This is a genomic window from Pseudobythopirellula maris, assembly GCF_007859945.1.
GTDB lineage: Bacteria > Planctomycetota > Planctomycetia > Pirellulales > Lacipirellulaceae > Pseudobythopirellula > Pseudobythopirellula maris.
Genome location: NZ_SJPQ01000002.1, coordinates 192000 through 212049, shown reverse-complemented (window position 1 = coordinate 212049; position 20050 = coordinate 192000). Strand labels below are relative to the sequence as shown.

Genomic DNA, 20050 nt, shown 5'->3' with positions numbered 1-20050 from the left:
CTAAGCCACGCCCTTGCTGGATCCTCTCGCCATGAAGCTGCTTTCATCCACAATCGGTTGTTGGACCCTTCTTGCGCTCGCCACATCGGTCGCGTGCGCCGACGACTGGCCGCGGTGGCGTGGTCCGCAGGACGACGGCGTGTGGCGTGAGAGCGGCGTTCGCGAGAGCTTGCCCGAGGGGAAGCTCACTCCCGCTTGGAGCGTGCCGTGCGGGCTCGGCTACGCCGGCCCCGCCGTGGCCGGCGGCAAGGTCTTCCTGTTCGAGTACGACAAACGCTCGGGCGAGATCACCAACAACGCCGGCGGCCGCGACGCTCTGGAGGGGATCGAGCGGCTCCGCTGCCTCGACGCCACGAGCGGCAAGGAGCTTTGGCGGCACGAGTACGATCGGCCCTACCTGGTGTCGTTCCCCGCCGGGCCGCGGGCGACGCCCACCGTGGATGGCGATCTTGTGTACACACTCGGGGCCGAGGGCGACCTGCATTGCTTACGCACGGACAACGGCGAGCTCGTTTGGTCCAAGAGCACGAAGGACGACTACGGCGTCGAGACCCCGATCTGGGGCCATTCGGCGGCGCCCCTCGTCGTGGGTGACCTGCTGGTCGCGATGATCGGCGGCGACGGGACCACTGTCGTCGCATTCGATAAGAAGACGGGTGAGCAGCGCTGGAGCGCCTTGTCGGCTTACGAGCCGGGCTACTGCCCGCCGAGCCTGATCGATGGCGAACTGGTCATCTTCCATCCCGAGGCGATCGTCGGCCTCACGCCCGACACGGGCGAAACGCTCTGGAGCGTGCCGATCAAGCCGAGTTACGGCATGTCGATCGCTTCGCCGCTGCCCGTGGGCGACCGGCTGTTTGTCAGCGGCTACGGCGGCGTGTCGGTCTTCTTACGCCCGCCCGCTGCGGCAGGCGGCGAGGCCGAGGTGCTGTGGGCCGGCAAGCCGAAGACCTCGATCTCGTGCGCGAACTCCTCACCCATCAGCGACGGCGAAGCGATCTACGGCGTCGACGCCAACGACAGCGCGCTGATCGCCGTCGACATAGCCACGGGCGAGCGGCTGTGGGAGACAACCGAGTTCACCGTGGGCGACGACCGCCGCGCGCGGCACGGCACGGTCTTCCTGGTTCGCCAAGGCGAGACCGACCGCTATTGGCTCGCCAGCGAGACGGGCGACTTGTCGCTCGTCTGTCTCTCGCCCGAGGGCTACGAGAAGCTCGGCAGCACGCGGCTGCTCGAGCCGGCGGGCGAGGCTTTTGGGCGCCCGGTGGTGTGGAGCCACCCGGCCTTCGCCGACCGAGCCGTCTTCGCCCGCAACGACCGCGAGCTGGTGCGGGTGAGTCTCGCGGCGGATTGATAAGCCGCTGATCGAGGGACGCAGGTTGATGGATACAGAGCATGACCAGCGACCCGCGGGGTTGGGCCCTCCCGGCTAAAGGCCCTACGATAAACGGGTTGCCGATTTGCCCCCTTGCCTAGCCACGATCGAGCCCGCCGTGATCCGACGTTTCGCATTGCGTTTCAATTTGCTGCTCGCAATCGCCGCACTTTCCTCCGCCGGGTCTGCGGCCACGGGCGAGCCGACGGACCCGGGGTGGATCGATCTCGGTTCGCCCAGCGTTTGGCGTGGCTATCGGCAGGAGGAGTTCCCCGAGAGCTGGTCGATCGACCCGCAAAGCGTCATCACAACCGATGGCCAAGCCGGGGTCGACCTCGTCACGCGCGACGAGTTCGGCGACTTCGACCTGCGATTCGAGTGGAAGATCACTCCGGCGGGCAACAGCGGCGTGCTTTATCGTGTGACCGAGAAAGGCGACGCGACCTATCACACCGGGCCCGAGTACCAGGTGCTCGACAACAACGGTATTGTCGACCTGGAGAGTCGCCACAGCGCGGGCGCGATCTATGGCCTCTACCCACCTACTGCCGACGCAGCCAACCCGGCCGGCGAATGGAACACCGCCCGCATCATGATCTCGAACGGCCACGTTCGGCATTGGGTCAATGACCAGTTGGTCGCCGAGGCAACGATCGGTTCGGACGATTGGAGATCCCGAGTGGCCGAGACGAAGTTCGCCGCATGGGAGCGATTTGCTCAGAGCCCCCGAGGCCGCATCGCCTTGCAGCAGCACGGCGCGCGAGTTTGGTACCGCGGCATGCGGGTCCTTCCGCTCGAAGCGCACGACCTCCGCTGACGCTTGCGAGCCGCGTTCGGCGTCTTTGCGTCTGCGAGCGATCGTCTTACGCTACAGGGTGACCGCCTCGCGGCGTTGCGTCTCGGTTGCTGCAACAGGAAATCAACAGAACGGATTCACAATGAAGATCGAGCACGTCGCCTACCAAGTCCCGGACCCCGCCGCCTTGGGCGAGTGGTACTGCGAGCACCTCGGTTTCACCGTGGCTCGCAGCCAAGACGCCCCCGTGCCGTGCCGGTTCCTGGCCGATGAGACCGGGGCCGTGATGATCGAGGTCTACAACAACCCGAAGGTCACGACGCCCGACTACGCGGCGATGGACCCGCTTGCTACGCACTTGGCCTTCGTCTGCGAGGACCTGGGAGCAACCGTCGAGCGGCTCGTGGCGGCGGGCGCCACGGTCGCCCTGCCCCACGAATCCCTGCCCAGCGGCGACGAGGTCGCCATGCTCCGCGACCCCTGGGGAATGGCGATCCAGCTCTGCTGTCGCGCCGAGCCGATGGTTTAGTGCGAATCGCACGGATGCGTAGCGTGTGTGGCGGTGTGACTCGACGTCGATATGGCGAAAACAACGCTACGGCTAGCGGTAGTGCGATCTAAACGCATGCAGCGACACAGTTTCTGTGTTTCTCATGCCAGCTGCCCAACACGAGGGCGGCGTAAACCCCTCGTACGCCCTGCAGTATGACGGGCGTTTAGTCCTTCTCTTCTTGCTTCTAAACGGTTGCGGTTGGCTTTGCGGGAAACTACAAAAGGGGAGGTCTGGGGTGTATATGACGCTCCCTGGGCTGAACGCTTCGCAACTGGTCGATCTCATCGCGGCCTGTCGCCCGTCAGTCGGCGCCGTGCCTGAGCATTCTCATTCGGAAAGAACATCATGAGCTACATATCGCGTGGGCGCTTAGTCGCTTTGCTAGCCGCTGCGGCCCTTGCGGGCGGTCCTCTGCAAGCGGCGGTGGAGGTCAACAGCTTTGAGCCGGCGAGCCTCACGACCACGCCCGATGTCTGGTACGCGTCCGACGTGCGAGCAGCCGGCACGGCGTCGATCGTCGACCTGACCGGCGTGGGTGGAGACCTGGAAACCAACCAGCCGCTGCCGACCGGCGCCGCCCTGCTCACCACGGGCTTTAGCAACGACGACAAGGCCGAGGTCGCGACCTACAACGACTTTGGCGACGCGGCGACGCTGCTCAATTCCGCCACGGTCGCCTACTCCTACCACAAGGCGACGGTTGCCGGCGGCAACGCCGCGGCGGCGCCCTCGATCAAGCTCGGTATCTACGCCGCCGGTGGGACCGGCGATAATTACGGCCAACTGGTCTACGAGCCCTACCTGAACGTGCCCGGCAATCCTACCGCCGACGCCTGGCAGGACGTGACTGTCCTTAGCGACAGTGGTCTTTGGTGGTGGACGGGCGGGTTCGAGTTGCCCAACGGTGCAGGCGGCCCGCCGTACCGCACCCTGGCGGACTGGGCGGTCGCCCTCGCCACAGCCGACGCCGTCGACTTCGCCGCCGCCCGTGTGGTGTCGATCGCGGTCGGTGTGGGAACTTACAACCAGGGTCAGGCCGGCTACTTCGATGACGTGATGCTCTCGAGCGATACCGGCGTCGACGTGATGTATGACTTCCAAGCCGCCTCGGGCGGCGTCATCCCCGAGCCTTCGCTGGCGCTTTGCTTGGCGGGTTGCCTCACCAGCCTCGGCTTGATGACCACGCGTCGCCGCGGCTGATCCGACCGGCGCAAACTGTGCCTACAATGAAAGCCGCCGGCGTTCGCCGGCGGCTTTCTTTTTTAAGTCGATGTTGCCTCACTAGTCCCATGCCCGTTGGCCATCGCCTTGCGGCTTGACCGGGTCGGGCGTTGTGGGCGCCGGATCGCTCGGGGGTGGGTCTTGCAACGGCGGCGGCTGCGGCGGGTCGCCGGGGTTCGGCGGGCCGGGAGTCGGCGGTTGCGACGGCGTTTGCTCGGGACCGACCCCCTGACTCGGCGGGCTGTCCATCGTTGGCGACTTCATCGTTCCGCTTTCGTTATTGGGGAAGGGCCGGTTCTCAGCAGCTGCAGCTCTTCTCGAAATCGCACACTTGGCTCTCCGCCTCATCTTTGGCGACTCCGTACTTCTCCTGAACCTTGCCGACCAGCACGTCGCGCTGGCCGTCGATCACGTCGAGGTCGTCGTCGGTGAGCTTGCCCCACTGTGTCTTGACGTTGCCCTTGGTTTGCTTCCACTTGCCTTGAATTTGGTCCCAGTTCATCGTCGGTGCTCCTGAATAGAGGGAGGAAGGAAATAGCTACGGAGAGCAAAGGCAATTGCTGGGCCAATCGGCACAACCCGGCCGCGTAGGCTTCAAATCCCCCCTTTCTCCCGGGGTTCAAAGCCACAGGCATGGGGCCGCGCCGCCGCCATGGCGCCGCCGAACAGCGGGCGCCTGGCTGGCGAACAGGCGGTTTGATTTGCCGGCGATCAAGGGGCGGTGTGCCGGCGAGCCGCAGTCGCATGCACAGGACGTAGCCACTCGGCGAGGGGCGCTGTCTGGTTGCGGGGGCCTTGGGGGCCTATATTCCGGCTCGCCCAACGACTTTCGCTCCCCCGCCAAGCTACCTATGCCCAATCCCTCCCCAAGCGTTTACGCCGGCGTCGATGTCGGCGGCACGAACATCAAGATCGGCCTGGTGGGTGACGGGGCCGAGACGCTCGCCTTCGACTCGAACCCCACGCACCAGGAGGAGGGCGCCGAGGCCGCATCGCTGCGCGCCAGCGCGACTCTCGACTTGCTGCTGGGCGAGGCGGGCCTCACCAAGGCCGACATCGCGATGCTCGGCCTCGTGACGCCCGGGCCGCTCGACCTGCAAACCGGCAGCGTGCTGGCGCCGGGCAACCTGCCCGCCTGGCGCAACGCCCCCGTCCGCCAGCTGTTCGGCGACGCCACGGGCCTGCCGGTCGCCTTCGCCAACGACGCCAACGCGGCCGCTTACGGCGAGTTCTGGGCCGGCGCCGGACGCATGTACGACACGATGGTGCTGCTCACGCTCGGCACGGGCGTCGGCGGCGGCGTGGTGCTGCACGACCAGATGATCGAGGGCGCCCACAGCTGCGGCGGCGAGCTGGGCCACATCATCATCGACGCCTCGGACGACGCGCCGCTCAACTCGCTCGGCATCCGCGGCACGCTCGAGGGCTACTGCGGCAGCTACGGCGTAGTGGGCCGCGCCCAGGCGGCGCTGTCCGACGCGTTCGTCGAGACCTCGCTACGCGACAGCGTGTCGGGCGGCGAGAAGCTCACGCCGCTCTTGGTGGCCAACGCCGCCGAGGCGGGCGACGAGGTCGCCACGAAGGTGGTGATGGAAACCGCCCGCTACCTGGCGATGGGCGTGGTGACCTGCGCCCACGCGATCGACCCCGACGCGGTGCTCATCGGCGGCGCCATGACCTTCGGCGGCGCCGGCCACCCGCTCGGCGAGCGGTTCATGGCCGAGATCCGCCGCCACGCGCACGAGCGGATGATCGAGAGCCTGCGTGACCAGATCGTGATCGACTTCGCCGAGCTCGGCGGCAAGGCGGGATACATCGGCGCGGCCGGTCTGGCGCGGCGGGCCTTCAAGAGCGCCGCGGCCAAGGATAATTGATAAGCGTGGCGAGCCGGCGGCGTGAGCCGCCGGAGTTATTCTGCTGGTGGGTGCGTGTTTGAGCATTAAACCACCGGCGGCTTACGCCGACGGCTCGCCGGACGCTCGCCGGTGGAACTCTTTTACTGTACTAAGCATTCCTCTGGGATCCGGTCGGCGCCGAGGACGCCTTTAAGAATATCGGACTCGATCCGGGCATCCTCGTTGCAAGAGTGGAGCACCGAGATGTCGCCCGTCGTTTCGAACACCACGGCGAGTACTTGGTCGTAGTTCAGCGCGTTCGCCTCACGCAGCTTGCCGAAGAGGTCGTTGCGGGTGACGTTGGCCCGGCGGAGCAGGTCGTCGTGCACGACCGAACCGTGCATCAGGAGCATCGGCTGGTTGTCGACCGCCCGGCTGAAGGCGGACGATTGCCGGCGGAGCCTGGCCAGCAGCCATTGCCCGAAGTAGAGCGACGCCAAAGCCGCCAGGCCGATCACCAGGCTGGGGCTGGGTGAGGAGATCGTCGACGCGAATAGCGACCCCACCGCGACGGTCATCGCGAAATCCGACGCCGACATCTTCGAGAAGCTTCGCAGCCCCGCCATGCGGGTGTAGATCAGCAGGCCCGTGTAAGTGACGAGCGTCGAGAGAAGGACCATGCCTATCTCTCGTGGTGGGGCGAGCACCCATTCTTGGAACATAGCGTTATCCGTTGTTCGAGCGGCTTGCGGAGCAGACGGGGAAGCGACGCTGAGCGTATCGGCGGGCTTCGACTGCGGGTCGATTGCGTGCGGACCGGCGTCGCTGGGCGTCAAAACCCAGGGCGTCGTCTCGGCATAAGCACACAACTCCTGCTTAGCAGTGCAACTTAGGCGCCATCCTCGAGCAAGTTTTTGCCCTCTTCCAGCTGACGTGACCCGGCCGCCTGCTCTTCGATCGTTTTTCGCTCCGACTCCAAGCCTCCCTCGGCGGCGGTCGATTCGTCCTCGGCCTCCTCGGCGGGAGGGGCGGCTTGCTGCGACGACGGCGGGGGGGACGCACCGGCGGGTGAGTCCGCGGCGTCCGCCTCGAGCATCCGCACCGGCACGCCCTGCGGGAAGATCATCTCACGCGACTCGTCGGGCAGGGTGAACCCTTCTTGCTGCAAACGGCGTTTCACGCGCCGCAAAACCGCGGAGCGGACTTTTAGAATGCTGTGCCGCTCGCCATCGACCCAGAAGTAGACCCGCAGGTTGACCGTCGAGGCGGCCAGGTCGTCGACCAGCACGAGCGGTTCGGGGTCGTCGAGCACCGCGTCGTGTGACCGCAAGGCGTCGAGCACCGTTTGCTGCGCGTCGGACGACGAGTCGGCGTAGTCGATGCCCACAACGAACGCCAGCCGCTGGTTCGGGTTGGCCGAGGCGTTCTCGATCACGCTCTTGTAGACCATCGAGTTGGGGATCTGCACGTGGTTGCCGTCGAGCGTCATCAGTTGCGTGCCGCGCGTGGTGACGGCCTGCACAAAACCTTGGCGGCCGTCGATCGTCACGAGGTCGCCGGCCTGGAAGGGACGTTGCAGGCTGATGAGCACGCTGGCCAAAAAGTTCTCGGCGATGTCGCGGAAGGCGATACCGATGATAATGCCCAGCAGCCCCGTGCCGCCCAAGATCGTGGCGGCCAACCGGGTGAGGCCCGAGACCTTCAGCGCCAGGTAGGCGCCCAGCAGCATGACGACCACGGCGGCGGCCTTCGAGGCCACGCCGCGGAGCAGCGAGTTGGTCACGCGCCGCTGCGAGAAACGAGAGACGAGTCGCGACACGATCGACGCTGCGAACCACGAGACCACGAGCAGCAGCAGCGACACCCCGGCGGCGGGGGCCGCCTGCACCGCGGTGTGGGTCATGTCGCGCAGTTGAGCGGCGGCGGGGGAGAAGTCGAGCAGGCTCGGCCGGTCGACCTCGATGCGGTTGACGACCGCCACCACGTCTTGGGTGTTGCGCGCCAAGCGTGTGGCCCATTCCTTGTGCTCGCTCGTCCCGGTCTGGCCGCCGAGGAAGACGACCCCCTCCTCGACCCGGGCGGCGGGGGCGCGGAACCACTCGGTCGCCGCGAGGATCCGCTCAAGCCGCTCGGCGATCTGCTCGTCTTCGGCCGTCGGTTCGATGTCGACCCGCTCGGGGGCCTCGGCCGTTTCTTCCTCGGCGGGGGGATCGTCGACCGGCGCGTCTTGGGCGTAGCAGTCGGCGCCTTGCAGCCACGCCGCCGCGATGATCAGCACGCATCCCCAGGCCCGCGTTGTAGGCCAGAGACGCCATGGGCACGTAAGTGGGGACATGCTTCATCTTCTCCTGCGCGACAATCGACTCGGACGTCAGCCGTCATTCGCCGAGGACGGCGGCCACGGCGATTATTCCACAGGAGCTCGCCCAACCCCAGGGCGGCATGGCGCCTGCCGGTGATTCGGATAAGGGGCAGGCACAAAAAATCGATCCGAGGGAGCAATGCCCCCCGGATCGTGTTGGCTGCCGGATTGTGTTCGATGGTAGTCCGTTTTCACTCGGCGGGAGCGTCGGCGCCCTCTTCACTGCTCTCGGGGTCGTCGAGCCGGACCAGGGTCCATTGCTGGGTCTGGCCGTCCTCAAAATGCAGCAAGGCGCCAGCCTCGTTCTCGGTGAGGTTGTAGAGGCCGGTCTCCACGATCGGCCAGCTCTTGCCGCGAGGGCCCCACGCCGCGCGTTGGGAGTCTTGGTCGATCGTCCCTTGCACCTCGTACGCCTCGTCGGTCGCGGTGTTCTGGAACGTGCCCGAGACAAAGCCCCCATCGGAGTCAAAAAGCCAGCTGCGGATCCGCTCGGCGGCGGCGTCCCAGCCGATGATCTGCAGGCCCGAAGAATCGACCTCGCCGCTGCCGGTGCGGGTGATCTTGAAGCTGCTAAGCTGCTGCGATGACCTGGGGTTTATTTGCCGCCGCGTTGCTCACGGGCGTCGCCGTCCTGGCGGCGGTGTTGCAGAGCTGGTTGCGGCCGGCGTGGCGGGTTTGGCCGCCGGGGCGCCGCGGCTGGCGCCATGCGCTGATGTGGGCGCTGTTTGTCGGCTTCTCGCTGAGCGAGTTTGCGTTGGCAGTGTGCGACTACAACGCCTTGGCCGAGCGCGGCCTAGCGTGGTCGGCCGCGTGGCGGTGGCCGATCGGGCTGGCGCCGATCGTGGCCGGCAACCTGCTGGCGTGGTGGGGAGCGGCCACTCTCTCGCCCGCCGCCACGGCCGGGCTCGAGCACCGGCTGGTCGAAGCGGGGCCGTACCGCTTCTCGCGCAACCCGCAGTACGTGGGCAACGTGCTGATCCTCGTGGGGGTGGGCGTCATCGCCCACTCACCGCTGGTGTGGCTAGCGCTGGCGCCGGTCGTCGCGGCCTGCCTCGTTGCGCCATGGGCCGAAGAGCCATGGTGCGCCGAGCGATACGGCGAGCCTTACCAAGAATACCGCCGCCGGGTGCGGAGGTTCTTGTGACCTGTAGGGAACGCCCTCTGTGGCGTTCCCGCCCCGGGTACCGGCTTGCCCATCGGAAAGAGTTTTCCTGGCAAGGGCCAGCTTATCTGCCGGGGTTCGGACCGCCGCAGAGGGCGGTCCCTACAGGGGGTAAGTTCGGACCGCCACAGAGGGCGGTCCCTACAGGGGGCAAGGGTGTTCCCGGAGGCGGGAGCAACGTTCAGCAACACCCCGTGTCGCCACACTCGCCGCCCAAGGTGGTGAGTTGTGGCATCACACGGATGCCGCAGGCGTCTTCGGCCAGGCAGTCGGTGTGTTTCGGCTCGAGGGTGACGAGCAGCGCGTCGCCGACGCGTTCGACCCCCGCCACCCGGTCGGTCGAGATGCTCCGCTCTTGGTGCTCGACCTCGACCTCGGTGTCGGCGGGCAAGTCGAGCTTGTCGGCGAGGGCCAAGATCTTGGTGAACTTGGTCGTCGTGAGCCGGTGGTCCGTGTCGTTCGCCACCAGCGTTTGCAGCACGCAGCGCGTCTCCGACCGGGGCTTGCCGCCGCAGTCGATGAAGTCCTTCGTCACGCGGCCGACCTCGGTCACGTGGAAGTGCGGGGCGAGTTCGTTGCCGCCCTGGGGCACGATGCGTAAGGAGCAATCGGGGTTGGCGGCGACGGCGTCGCGGAACTGGTCGAGTCGCATGGGGGTCTCCTGACTGGCTACGATGGGGCAAGTAGTATCTTATCGTGAATCGGGAGCTCGAATAGCTTGGTACGCCTGCGCTCGAAAGTTCGTTCATTCGCGTGCCGAGAGGGCCGGATTGGCTTCTCCTATCCTACTGGCGGGCCGGCGAGATGAGATTTTCAACACGTCGCCTGTTTCTTATCACGGCGGTTTTCGCTGCGTCGGCGGCGCTCGCGGGGGCGTTGCCGATCCTGACCAGCGACGGCGATTTGCTGCTGGCCGTCTGCGCGCCGGTGACGGTGTGTGTGCTGACGGACCAGGCTCTCGCGCTGCTGAGACAGCGGCGCATTGCCGTGGAGGGGCGGGGGGCGTTGCTCTCCGAGGCGCTCTGGCGCCTGGGGCTCTCGGGTCTCTTCGTGCTGCTGACCGCGGACCAACTGGCTCGTGCCTCGGGCGTGGAGGTGTTCTCGCTTAGCGAAGACACGATGGTCTATTTCGTTCTGTACCCGTACTGCCCCGTCCTGCTCTTGCTGCTGCTTTCGGCTTTAGTGATCAGCGGCGGCCAGAGAGCGGAGGCCGCCACGGCTCGACGCAGCCGCGCTGTGGCGCTGTTGGGCGTTGTCGGTGGAGCGGCCTGCGTGTGGGCGTTGCTGCAGGATATGGGCCTCATTCCGATGCTGGTCCACGTCGCTACCGATGGGATAGAGAGTACCCGAGCCGCCGACTTTCGGCGCTCAGGAACGTTTCCTAATCACTTGGCCGAGGGTTACTTCACTTTTTGGACGATGAACGCGATTGTGGTCGGTCTGCTGCTCTCGGCAATCGGGGTGATGGAATGGTCCGCCGCGGTGCGGCGAACCTCGCGCATCGGCGTGGTTCGGCCGCTCGTTTTCGTCGGCGCCATCGGCCTGCTAGCGGCGGCCGCCGGGTGGTGGGTCCTCGTCGAGTTCCCACGCGTGTCGCCCGACCTGGCGCAATCGCCATTGAATGGCGGCATGGTTGAGCTCGCGCTCGCGGCGCTGCTGGCGATGCTCTGTTGTTTGTGGATCGCGCGAGCAACGGGCTGCGCGGCCGCGACTCCGGCGCGCCTGCCTCCGCCACGCACCGCGGCTTGCGCAGGCGTGCTGGCGTTGGTGTACGCCCTCATGATGCTCTACGGGGTGGGCGATACGATTCGGACCCTGTCCAATCCGCCCACCAACTTTTGGGGGGCGCCGATAAGTTTTGCAGAGCACCTCGGGATGCTTCTTTCGGCGCCGACCACCTACATGGAGCTTGCCCTATTGCTCGCGATGGCCAGGCTGCTGCTCGCCTTGTGGCGCAACGAAGAGTCCCCCCTGCCGGCAACTTGGTCGAAGCCGGGCGCCGTGGCGTTCTTTGGCGCCCTCGCCCTGCTGGCCGTCGGAGGCCCGCTGCTGGCGGCTTTCGCCTTGACGGTGTGGCTTGGGCCGGTCTGAGAGGCAAAAACCTAGGGGATGTCGCATTTCGCGGCATCTACGGTGGTTGCCCGCACGCCGGTCGGCGGGAATAACGTAGGGTAGGAGACCCGTCCTCCTAACCGTCGCCACCGCACACACCCTACCCGCACTCGGAAATAGGATACTTATTGCCATGACCACCCCGCTCGAATCGCTCGTCGCCAGCGGCACCAAGCTGTGGCTCGACTCGGTCGACCCCGAACTGGTGAAGCAGAACATCGCCCACGGCGCCACGGGCGCCACGTCGAACCCGATCATCATCTCCGACCTGATCGGCACGGGCCGGTTCGACGATCAGCTCGGCGAGTTGCTCGGCAGCCACGACGACGACGCCGACGTCGCCTGGGCCATCACCGACAAAGTCGTCAAAGACGCCCAGGGGCAGTTCCACGGCGTCTGGCAGAAGACCAACGGCAACGACGGCTGGGTGAGCTTCGAGCTTGACCCGCTCCTCGAAGACGCCGACTGCCCGCTCTCGGTCGAGGAGAAGGCGGCCAAGTACATCGAGCTCGGCAAGCAGTGGTCCGCCGGCCACGACAACCGGATGATCAAGATCCCCGCCACGCCGGGCGGCCTGGCGGCGATCGAAGAGCTGTGCGCCGCCGGCGTGACGCTCAACGTGACGCTCTGCTTCACGATGCGGCAGTACGAGGAGGCTCGCGACGCGATGTGGCGCGGCGCCCAGCGACGTGGTTCGCTAGAGAATTTCAAGAGCGTCTACAGCATCTTTGTCTCGCGCATCGACGTGTACACCGAGAAGCACGCCGCCGAGCTATCGGACGACGCCCAAGGCATGGTCGGCATCGTCAACGCGCAACGCATCTGGCAGGCCAACCAAGAGTTCTGGGCCGACAAGGGGACGCCGCTCCAGCAGGAGATCATCTTCGCCAGCACCGGCACGAAGAAGCCGGAGGACCCGAAGTGGAAGTACGTCGCGGCGCTGGCCGGCAGCGACATCCAGACCAACCCGCCGGCCACGAACGACGCGGTGCAAGAGAGCGGCCAGACCTTTGAGAAGAAGGTCGACCAGTTGCCGCCGGCTGATGTCTTGGCCGACATCGACGCGAAGGTCGACTTCGCCCACCTAGAGAAGACCCTGATGGAAGAGGGCCTCAAGAAGTTCGCCGACCCGCAGAAGAAGCTGATCGCAAAGATCGGCGAGAAGCGGGCCGAGCTGGCGGGCGTCTGACGGACTCAGCCACTGATTTACGCAGATCGACGCGGATGGCCCCCGGTGGGGGCCATCCGCGTTTTTGTGTTAGTGGCAGTCCTAGCCGGTTTGCTAGACCCGACGCATGGAAGTCGTGACCGAAGAGCCGCCCGTCGTGCCGCCGCCCTACCGCCTGCGGATCGGGCATCTGCTTTTCGTGGGCGCCAGCTGCGCTGTCGTGCTTGCTTGCCACATGGGTGTTGTCGAGCGGGACCCGCCGGCCGGGTACAATCGCCTCTACTTCGAAGCGCGGTTCACGGTGGTGTCGCTGCTGTACGGCTGCGCCGCGGCGGGGATGGGGATCGTTCTTTGGGATCGTTCTCTGGGAACGGCGCCGCGGGGCGTGGAGTTTCCCGACAGCGCCGGGGCATTGGCTTCTGCTGTTCCTGGGGATGTCGGTCCTGCTTAGCTTGGCGGCAGGCGCAGCGGCTCGGGTCTATCGGGGGGCGTTTCGATTTCACGTCTCCCGATTTTTTCATAATGTGGCACAGCGAGAGGCTCTTGCTCTGCGCGACGATCGGGATAAACGCCTTTGTCTTCGCATTCGTGATGCGTACCCGCGCGGTCTGGAAGGCGCCGATCGCGCTGGGCGGGGTCGTCCTGCTTGCCTTGGCGCTGATGCAGTTGTGGGCGTTGCAAGGTGCCTGGCGCCCCTGGTTTTGGCCGGCTCACTTGGTCTCGTCGCTGGTGGTGGGGTCGATCGCGGTGCTCACCTACGGAGTGCTCGGGTGGCGGGAAAGACGCACGGGTCGCGACTGGCTGCACCACGCCGGTGTGGTTCTCGTGCTGCTTATCGCGTTTTGCGAGGTGCTGGGCGGCGCCTACGGATTTCTTCGGTAGTTGCGGGCGAGGGGTAAAACGCCCTTCCTAAGCCGGCCCTGGGCGGTGACAATGGGGAGTTCGCGGTCCCCGGCCTGGCTGGGTGGGGGCCGCTCTGCCCCCCCGTTCGACGCACGCCCCCCCTCCGCCGACCCCGCCCCCTATGGCCGACGCCCCCGCCACTCCCGCCTCGAAACCGAAGTCGCTGCGCCGCAAGGGCGGCTTGGTCGACCCGCAGTTCATCCGCAACTTCTCGATCGTCGCCCACATCGACCACGGCAAGAGCACCCTCGCCGACCGGCTGCTGGAGGTGACGGCCACGGTCAGCAAGCGGGAGATGAAAGAGCAGTTGCTGGACGACATGGATCTCGAGCGGCAGCGCGGCATCACGATCAAGGCCCGCGCCGTGAGCATGCTCTACGTGCACGAGGGCCAGGAGTACGAGCTCAACCTGATCGACACGCCGGGCCATGTCGACTTCCAGTACGAGGTGTCGCGGTCGCTGATCTGTTGCGAGGGGGCGCTGCTGCTCGTGGACGCCTTTCAGGGCGTTGAGGCGCAGACCGTGGCCAACGCTTACAACGCCATCGAGCACGATCTGGAGATCGTGCCGGTGCTCAACAAGATCGACCTGGTCCACGCCCGCCCGGACGAGGTGAAGGAAGAGATCGAGCAGACGCTGGGCCTCGACGCCAGCGAGGCGATCGGCTGCAGCGCGAAGACCGGCCTCCACTGCGACCAGGTGCTCGACGCGGTGATCAAGCGCGTGCCGGCGCCCACCGGCGACCCCGAGGCGCCGCTCCAGGCGATGGTGTTCGACAGCGTTTACGACGACTACCGCGGCGCGATCGTCTACGTGCGGCTGATGAACGGCGCCATACGCAAGGGGGACAAGATCAAGTTCCTCCAGGCGGGCAGCACGCACGACGTGGTGGAGATCGGCCAACTGGCCCCGGCCCGCACGAAGCGCGACCGCCTCTCCGCCGGCCAGGTGGGCTACGTGATCTGCAACATCAAGTCGCTCGACATGGTCCACATCGGCGACACGCTCACCGCCGCCCACGGCGAACAGGCCGAGCCGCTGCCCGGCTACGAGGAGCCCAAACGGATGGTCTTCTGCGGGCTCTACCCGTCGGACGGCCAAGACTTCGAGGAGCTGCGCGACGCGCTCTCGAAGCTCAAAGTGAACGACCCCAGCTTCGTGTTCGAGCCCGAAACAAGCGACGCCCTCGGCTTCGGCTTCCGCTGCGGCTTCTTGGGCCTCTTGCACATGGAGATCGTGCAGCAGCGACTCGAGGGCGAGTCGGACATCGACCTGGTGCAGACCGCGCCGAACGTGACGTACCGCATCACGAAGAAGGACGGCGAGGAGCTCGAGGTCCACACCCCCACGCGCGTGCCCGACCAGGGCGAGATCGAGAAGTTCGAGCAGCCGATCGTGCGGGTGAGCTTCGTGATGCCGACCGAGTACATCGGCGGGATCATGAAGCTGTGCGCCGACCGCCGCGGCGAGTTCATCCGCCAAGAGTACCTCTCGCCCACCCGCGCGATGCTGGTCTACGACCTGGCGCTCGCCGAGGTGGTGTACGACATGCACGACCGCCTGAAGAGCATCACCCGCGGCTTCGGCACGATGGATTACGAGATCAAGGGCTACGAGGAGGGCGACCTCGTGCGGCTCGACGTGCTGGTCAAGGGCGACCGGGTCGACGCGCTGTCGATCGTCTGCGACCGTCGCGACGCGGAGACCCGCGGCCGGGCCGTGATCAAGAAGCTCAAGAGCGAGATCCCCCGCCACATGTTCGAGGTTCCGCTCCAGGCGGGCATCGGCACGCGCATCCTGGCGCGTGAGACGATCAGCGCGATGCGCAAGAACGTCACGGCCAAGTGCTACGGCGGCGACATCAGCCGCAAGCGCAAGCTCTGGGAGAAGCAGAAAGAGGGCAAGAAGCGGATGAAGTCGATCGGCCAGGTCGACATCCCGCAAAAAGCCTTCCTCGCGGTTCTCGAGACCGGCGAGGACGACAAGGGCAAGTAGGCGTTGTAGGATGGTCCCTGCTTATCGGCCGCCACGGGGCGGCGCTGGCCGGGACCACCACCGATGCGACACCCACGGTTCTTCACACTGGCTTGCTTTGCGCTCACGCTCTTGGCGGGGGGCGCCGCGCGGACGGCGTTCGCGCAGCTGACGACGCTCGTCCAGACGGGCGACCCGGCCAACCGCGTCGACATCGTCTTCCTCGGCGACGGCTACACCCAGGCCGACCACGACGCGGGGCTGTTCGACGACCACGTTGGGAGCTATCTCGACTACCTCTTCGGCGGCGGCTCCGCAGCCGGCGGGTTGGCCGATCCGTTTCCGCGGTACCAGAACTTCTTCAACGTCCACCAGGTCGAGGTGGTCAGCAACGAGTCGGGCGCCGACAAGCCGCCCGAGGGCGTCTTCCGAGACACGGCGCTCGACGCGAAGTACTACGCCAACGACATCGAGCGGCTGCTCACAGTGAGCACGTCCAAGGCCAACGCCGCACTCGGCGATGCGCTAGCCGGCACGGGCGTGACGGCCGACATGCGGTACACGACGGTCAACGACGCGAAGTACGGCGGCTCGGGCGGCTCTTGGGCCACCTTTGCCGGGGCGAACCCACAGGCCCACGAGATTGCGCTGCACGAGGTGGGCCACGCCTTCGCCGACTTGGCCGACGAGTACGTCAGCCACGACGACCCGTTCCCGTTTGGCGAGCCGAGCGAGGTGAACGTGACCATCGACCCCACGGGCCAGAAGTGGGAGCGGTGGCTCGGCTTCGACGACCCACGCGGTTCGGACCTCGACATCGGCGTCTACGAGGGGGCCCGCTACTACGCAACCGACGTCTACCGCCCCTCGCGCGACAGCAAGATGCGCTCGCTCGACGAGCCGTACGACGCGGTCTCGCGCGAGGCGATCATCGAGGCGATCTACGCCCAGGTCGACCCGATCGACGACCACCTGTCGAATCTCACGCCGCTGCTCGATCCCGAAACGCTGTGGGTCGAAGTAATCGACCCCACCGTGATCGCCGTCGACTGGTACGTGGACGACACGATCGTCGAGGGCGCCCAGGGCAGTGAGTTCGACCCGCAGCACTGGGGACTCGCCGCGGGCGAGCACACCGTGCGGGCGTTGGCTTACGACAACGCCCTCGATCACGCCTTCGCGGGAGGCGTGCTCGACCTGATCCGGCTCGATCCGGCAGGCTTCCAGCAGCAGATCGAGTGGACCGTGTCGCTCACCGCGACCGCCGTCCCGGGCGACTACAACGGCGATGGGACGGTTGGTGTGGAGGACTACGCCGCGTGGGTCGACACCTACGGGTCGACCAACCAGCTGGCGGCCGACGGCAACGCCAACGGCGTGGTCGACGCGGCCGACTTCACGGTTTGGCGAGATCACTATCACGGGGCGACGGCGAGCGCCGTGTCGGCGGCCGTGCCCGAGCCAGCGGCCCTGGGGCTCTTGGCGTCTCTCTGCGGGGCGGTCTTGCCCCGGGCCCATCGCCAACGCGGCTGATGTTCCTGCCAACTGCCGTTGTTGCTTTATGAAGGGCAGGGCGGAGAGACCTGCAACGAATGGTCTCATCGTGCGTGTTGCACCGGTTGGACCGGTGCTGACGAGAAGACCCCAGGCACGGCATGCCGAACTCGCGTCGCTCGCGCCGTGGTGCGCCGACCGGTGAACAAGACTTGCAGAGCCGCAATCCTTGCGTGGCCTCAGGGCCCGCCATTGCAGCGGCTTTCCAGTCATCACGCAAGTTGGTTTTAACATGAGCGAACCCCATCGCCTCGGCCCGACACTGCTCGACAACGCGACGGGCGATTCGTCCGAAGCGTTGTTCGAACGATCGATGCGTCGCCGTTACCAAGGGGCGCTGGTCGTGCTGACGGCGTTCTCGTCGTTGGCGTTGTTGGCTTCTGGCAAAGGCGCTTGGGCCGCGCCGGCGCCGATCCTGCTAGGCGGGCTCTTCGCGATCGAGGCGACGGCCCGCGTACGCCGGGCCCAGTCTCAGCGCGCGGGGGGCGGCGCCGAGCTTTGCGACTCGGGAACGCTGCGTCTGAACGCGGTGCTCGAGAACGCCGGGGTGGGCGTCTACCAACGCGACCACGAGGGGCGGATCGTCTCGGTGAACGCCGCGATGCTCAAGACCCTACACGCCACGAGCGAAGAAGAGTTCCTGGGCCGCGACGACGCGCCTTGGCTCACCGGCAACAAAGCGGAAACCGTGTACCGCAACGCGTTGGCGCATAAACAGCGAGTGACCGACTTCGAGACCCACGTCACGCTGGCCGATGGCGGCGAGGCGTGGCTCCTGGAGAGTCTCATCCCGGTGCGCGACGCCGAGGACGAGTTGGTCTGCTGGATCGGGACCGTGCACGACGTGAGCGACTGCAAACGCTCGATGCACGCCGAGGTCGAAGCGGCCCGCTCCGCCAGCGACGCCAAGAACGAGTTCTTGGCCAACATGAGCCACGAGATACGAACGCCCCTGAACGGCGTGATCGGCATGCTCGACCTGCTGCGGGGCGAGCGGATGAGCGAGCAGGTGTCGCACTACGTGGGCGTCGCTCGCGGCAGCGCGGACGCGCTGCTGTCGGTCATCAGCGACGTGCTGGACTTCTCCAAGATCGAGGCGGGACGCATCGATCTGGAGGAAACGCCCTTCAGCCTGCGTGAGATGACCGAATCGATCGCCGAACGCTTCGCCACCCAGGCGCACCTGGCGGGCATCGAACTGAACTGCGAGGTCGGCCCCGAAGTGCCCGACGGCTACGTGGGCGATTCGGAGCGGATCGGTCAGGTGATCATCAACCTTGTGAGCAACGCGCTGAAGTTCACCAGCGAGGGCGAGGTGAACCTGCTGGTGCGCAAGCAGGGCGAGCAGATCCGTTTCACGGTCGAAGACACCGGCATCGGCATCAAGCCGGACGATTGCGATCGCTTGTTCGAGGCGTTCACCCAGGCCGACACCTCCACGACACGCGAGTTCGGCGGCGCCGGCCTCGGGTTGGCTATCTGCGGCAAGCTCGTGAACCTGATGAAGGGATCGATGCGGGTCGACAGCGAGTTCGGCCGCGGGTCGTCGTTCTCCTTCGAACTGCCGCTCCGCACCGCTCAGCTGCCCGACCACGGACAGGCCGCGATCGACACGCTCATGTCGCGACTGCCCGACACCCGGGTGCTGATCGTCGACGACAACGGGACCAACCGCGAGATCCTGTCCCGCCAGCTCCGCTCGTGGGGCATGGAGCCCGTCGAATGCGACGACCCGAACCAAGCGGCCTCGCAACTGATGGAGGCCCAGCAGGGCGGACGGCCGTTCCGCGTCATGCTGCTCGACTACAACATGCCGGGCATGGACGGCCGCGATGTCGCGCTGGAGATCCAGCGACGCGAGGAACTCGCCCACCTGCGGATCGTGATGCTCTCGAGCAGTTGCGGCTTGCTCACCCAGGAGGAGCTCGCGGAGTGCGGCATCCACTGCGCGATGACCAAGCCGGTGCGTCAGAGCCGGCTTTTCGACACGATGATGAACGAGCTGCACGCCACTCTCGAAGCGGACCCCGACGCCTACCATACGGACCCAGAAGCCGGCTCCTCAGACGCCAGGCCGATTCGCACCAACGGCCACGCCCAGCCGCCCGTCGCTCCCCCCACGCAGCGCTTCGCGGCCGACGTGCTCGTGGCGGAGGACAACCACGTCAACCAGATGGTCGCTCAGCGGATGCTCGAGGGCTCAGGCTATACGGTCCACGTGGCGAGCAACGGGCTCGAGGCGATCGAGTGTCTGCGCGCGGGGGAATACACCCTGGTGCTAATGGACTGCCAGATGCCCGAGATGGGCGGGATCGAGGCGACCGAGGAGATCCGCCGGATGGAGCAAGCGGGCGAGCTGCCCTGGGCGGCCCAGCGTCGGGTTCCGATCATCGGCCTGACGGCCAACGCGTTGGGCAGCATCCGCGACGCTTGCCTCAAGGCGGGCATGGATGGCTATGTCACCAAACCAGTCAAGAAAGAGGTGCTCATCGAGGTTCTTCGCGAGCACGCCACACGCATCGCAGCCGATGAGCCCAACGAAGGCCACGCCATGGAAACCACCACTCCCGAAACCAACGACGACACGCTTCTCTTCGACGCCGAGGACCTGCAGGAGCGACTCGGCATCGAGCCCGAGTTCTTGGAGGACATCTTCAGCACGATGCGCGAGTCGATGGACGAATGCCTCAGCGGCCTCGAGACAGCGCAGCGCAACCGCGACCCGAAGAAGGTGCAAGATTACGCGCATCAGCTCAAGGGCGCCGCGTCGAACGTCTCGCTGATCGCCGTTCAGGAAACCTCGATGCACATCGAGAACCTCGCTAAGGAGGGCGACCTCGATTCGGTCGAAACGTGCCTCGGCGAACTCCGCAGCCGGGTCGACCGCACGCTGCGGCACATCGACCATTGCATGACGAACGAGTACGTCAGCGGCTGAGGCTCAGAGCGGTGGCGTCCTGGCCAAGCAGCGCGCGCCCCAGCAAGTAAAAAAGCCGCTCCACGCTTGGGCGTGGGGCGGCTTGCGATGCTT

The 20050-nt window shown here is 66.3% G+C and carries 19 protein-coding genes; 13 read left to right on the top strand and 6 right to left on the bottom strand.

Annotated features, from left to right (window positions below; translation table 11 throughout):
- Positions 1–31: 31 nt before the first annotated feature.
- The 4 genes from Mal64_RS08605 (at position 32) to Mal64_RS08590 (ending at position 3927) form a co-directional block, all read left to right on the top strand.
- Positions 32–1357 (top strand): PQQ-binding-like beta-propeller repeat protein, encoded by a 1326-nt coding sequence (locus Mal64_RS08605; protein WP_146399166.1) that lies wholly within the window; start codon positions 32–34, stop codon positions 1355–1357.
- Positions 1358–1496: 139 nt separating this feature from the next.
- Positions 1497–2195 carry a 3-keto-disaccharide hydrolase gene (locus Mal64_RS08600; RefSeq protein WP_197525585.1) on the top strand — a complete coding sequence of 233 codons (699 nt, stop codon included), beginning with the start codon at positions 1497–1499 and terminating at the stop codon, positions 2193–2195.
- 121 nt (positions 2196–2316) lie between these two features.
- Complete coding sequence (locus Mal64_RS08595; RefSeq protein WP_146399162.1) at positions 2317–2703, top strand: VOC family protein; 387 nt, start codon at positions 2317–2319, stop codon at positions 2701–2703.
- Between the two features lie 369 nt (positions 2704–3072).
- A complete protein-coding gene (locus Mal64_RS08590) occupies positions 3073–3927 on the top strand; it encodes a hypothetical protein (protein WP_146399160.1) in 855 nt (284 codons plus the stop codon).
- An 81-nt stretch (positions 3928–4008) separates the two neighbouring features.
- On the opposite strand, the gene Mal64_RS19760 is transcribed toward Mal64_RS08590, so the two are convergent.
- Together Mal64_RS19760 and Mal64_RS08585 are read right to left on the bottom strand one after the other, a co-directional pair.
- Positions 4009–4212 carry a hypothetical protein gene (locus Mal64_RS19760; RefSeq protein ID WP_197525584.1) on the bottom strand — a complete coding sequence of 68 codons (204 nt, stop codon included), beginning with the start codon at positions 4210–4212 and terminating at the stop codon, positions 4009–4011.
- Between the two features lie 34 nt (positions 4213–4246).
- A complete protein-coding gene (locus tag Mal64_RS08585; protein WP_146399158.1) occupies positions 4247–4450 on the bottom strand; it encodes a CsbD family protein in 204 nt (67 codons plus the stop codon).
- 349 nt (positions 4451–4799) lie between these two features.
- On the opposite strand from Mal64_RS08585, the gene Mal64_RS08580 reads away from it, so the two are divergent.
- Positions 4800–5822 carry an ROK family protein gene (locus tag Mal64_RS08580; protein WP_146399157.1) on the top strand — a complete coding sequence of 341 codons (1023 nt, stop codon included), beginning with the start codon at positions 4800–4802 and terminating at the stop codon, positions 5820–5822.
- 122 nt (positions 5823–5944) lie between these two features.
- Here the strand turns inward: Mal64_RS08580 and Mal64_RS08575 are convergent, their stop codons facing one another.
- From Mal64_RS08575 to Mal64_RS08565, 3 genes are all read right to left on the bottom strand, one after another.
- Positions 5945–6505, bottom strand: a complete 561-nt coding sequence (locus tag Mal64_RS08575; RefSeq protein ID WP_146399155.1) for a DUF421 domain-containing protein — start codon at positions 6503–6505, stop codon at positions 5945–5947.
- A 167-nt stretch (positions 6506–6672) separates the two neighbouring features.
- Entirely contained in the window at positions 6673–8118 is a 1446-nt protein-coding gene (locus Mal64_RS08570) for a mechanosensitive ion channel domain-containing protein (protein WP_146399153.1), read from the bottom strand.
- A gap of 218 nt (positions 8119–8336) precedes the next feature.
- The gene (locus tag Mal64_RS08565) at positions 8337–8549 is read right to left on the bottom strand and encodes a hypothetical protein (RefSeq protein ID WP_146399151.1); all 213 of its coding nucleotides are present in this window, start codon (positions 8547–8549) and stop codon (positions 8337–8339) included.
- A 179-nt stretch (positions 8550–8728) separates the two neighbouring features.
- Here Mal64_RS08565 and Mal64_RS08560 point away from each other — a divergent pair, with 179 nt between their 5' ends.
- Entirely contained in the window at positions 8729–9289 is a 561-nt protein-coding gene (locus Mal64_RS08560) for a methyltransferase family protein (protein WP_146399149.1), read from the top strand.
- A gap of 199 nt (positions 9290–9488) precedes the next feature.
- Here Mal64_RS08560 and Mal64_RS08555 read toward each other — a convergent pair whose 3' ends face one another.
- Entirely contained in the window at positions 9489–9959 is a 471-nt protein-coding gene (locus Mal64_RS08555) for a DUF6428 family protein (RefSeq protein WP_146399147.1), read from the bottom strand.
- A gap of 152 nt (positions 9960–10111) precedes the next feature.
- Here Mal64_RS08555 and Mal64_RS08550 point away from each other — a divergent pair, with 152 nt between their 5' ends.
- The 7 genes from Mal64_RS08550 (at position 10112) to Mal64_RS08520 (ending at position 19957) form a co-directional block, all read left to right on the top strand.
- Positions 10112–11398: a hypothetical protein gene (locus Mal64_RS08550; RefSeq protein WP_146399145.1), complete on the top strand. Its 1287-nt coding sequence runs from the start codon at positions 10112–10114 to the stop codon at positions 11396–11398.
- A gap of 154 nt (positions 11399–11552) precedes the next feature.
- Positions 11553–12608, top strand: a complete 1056-nt coding sequence (locus Mal64_RS08545; protein WP_146399143.1) for a transaldolase family protein — start codon at positions 11553–11555, stop codon at positions 12606–12608.
- 106 nt (positions 12609–12714) lie between these two features.
- Complete coding sequence (locus Mal64_RS08540) at positions 12715–13038, top strand: hypothetical protein (protein ID WP_146399141.1); 324 nt, start codon at positions 12715–12717, stop codon at positions 13036–13038.
- Positions 13039–13130: 92 nt separating this feature from the next.
- On the top strand, positions 13131–13469 hold the full coding sequence (locus tag Mal64_RS08535) for a hypothetical protein (RefSeq protein WP_146399139.1): 339 nt from the start codon (positions 13131–13133) through the stop codon (positions 13467–13469).
- Between the two features lie 142 nt (positions 13470–13611).
- Positions 13612–15486, top strand: coding sequence for a translation elongation factor 4 (lepA, locus tag Mal64_RS08530; RefSeq protein WP_146399137.1), 1875 nt, complete (start codon positions 13612–13614; stop codon positions 15484–15486).
- A 63-nt stretch (positions 15487–15549) separates the two neighbouring features.
- A complete protein-coding gene (locus tag Mal64_RS08525; RefSeq protein WP_146399135.1) occupies positions 15550–16998 on the top strand; it encodes a M64 family metallopeptidase in 1449 nt (482 codons plus the stop codon).
- Between the two features lie 253 nt (positions 16999–17251).
- Entirely contained in the window at positions 17252–19957 is a 2706-nt protein-coding gene (locus Mal64_RS08520) for a response regulator (RefSeq protein WP_146399133.1), read from the top strand.
- The last annotated feature ends 93 nt before the right edge of the window (positions 19958–20050 follow it).

Coding starts and splice junctions, on each gene's coding strand:
- Mal64_RS08545 (WP_146399143.1), top strand. CDS start 11,553: ATGACCACCCCGCTCGAATCGCTCGTCGCCAGCGGCACCAAGCTGTGG.
- Mal64_RS08605 (WP_146399166.1), top strand. CDS start 32: ATGAAGCTGCTTTCATCCACAATCGGTTGTTGGACCCTTCTTGCGCTC.
- Mal64_RS08520 (WP_146399133.1), top strand. CDS start 17,252: ATGAGCGAACCCCATCGCCTCGGCCCGACACTGCTCGACAACGCGACG.
- Mal64_RS08570 (WP_146399153.1), bottom strand. CDS start 8,118: ATGTCCCCACTTACGTGCCCATGGCGTCTCTGGCCTACAACGCGGGCC.
- Mal64_RS08575 (WP_146399155.1), bottom strand. CDS start 6,505: ATGTTCCAAGAATGGGTGCTCGCCCCACCACGAGAGATAGGCATGGTC.
- Mal64_RS08590 (WP_146399160.1), top strand. CDS start 3,073: ATGAGCTACATATCGCGTGGGCGCTTAGTCGCTTTGCTAGCCGCTGCG.
- Mal64_RS08540 (WP_146399141.1), top strand. CDS start 12,715: ATGGAAGTCGTGACCGAAGAGCCGCCCGTCGTGCCGCCGCCCTACCGC.
- Mal64_RS08525 (WP_146399135.1), top strand. CDS start 15,550: ATGCGACACCCACGGTTCTTCACACTGGCTTGCTTTGCGCTCACGCTC.
- Mal64_RS08550 (WP_146399145.1), top strand. CDS start 10,112: ATGAGATTTTCAACACGTCGCCTGTTTCTTATCACGGCGGTTTTCGCT.
- Mal64_RS08560 (WP_146399149.1), top strand. CDS start 8,729: ATGACCTGGGGTTTATTTGCCGCCGCGTTGCTCACGGGCGTCGCCGTC.
- Mal64_RS08580 (WP_146399157.1), top strand. CDS start 4,800: ATGCCCAATCCCTCCCCAAGCGTTTACGCCGGCGTCGATGTCGGCGGC.
- Mal64_RS08585 (WP_146399158.1), bottom strand. CDS start 4,450: ATGAACTGGGACCAAATTCAAGGCAAGTGGAAGCAAACCAAGGGCAAC.
- Mal64_RS08555 (WP_146399147.1), bottom strand. CDS start 9,959: ATGCGACTCGACCAGTTCCGCGACGCCGTCGCCGCCAACCCCGATTGC.
- Mal64_RS19760 (WP_197525584.1), bottom strand. CDS start 4,212: ATGAAGTCGCCAACGATGGACAGCCCGCCGAGTCAGGGGGTCGGTCCC.
- lepA (WP_146399137.1), top strand. CDS start 13,612: ATGGCCGACGCCCCCGCCACTCCCGCCTCGAAACCGAAGTCGCTGCGC.
- Mal64_RS08595 (WP_146399162.1), top strand. CDS start 2,317: ATGAAGATCGAGCACGTCGCCTACCAAGTCCCGGACCCCGCCGCCTTG.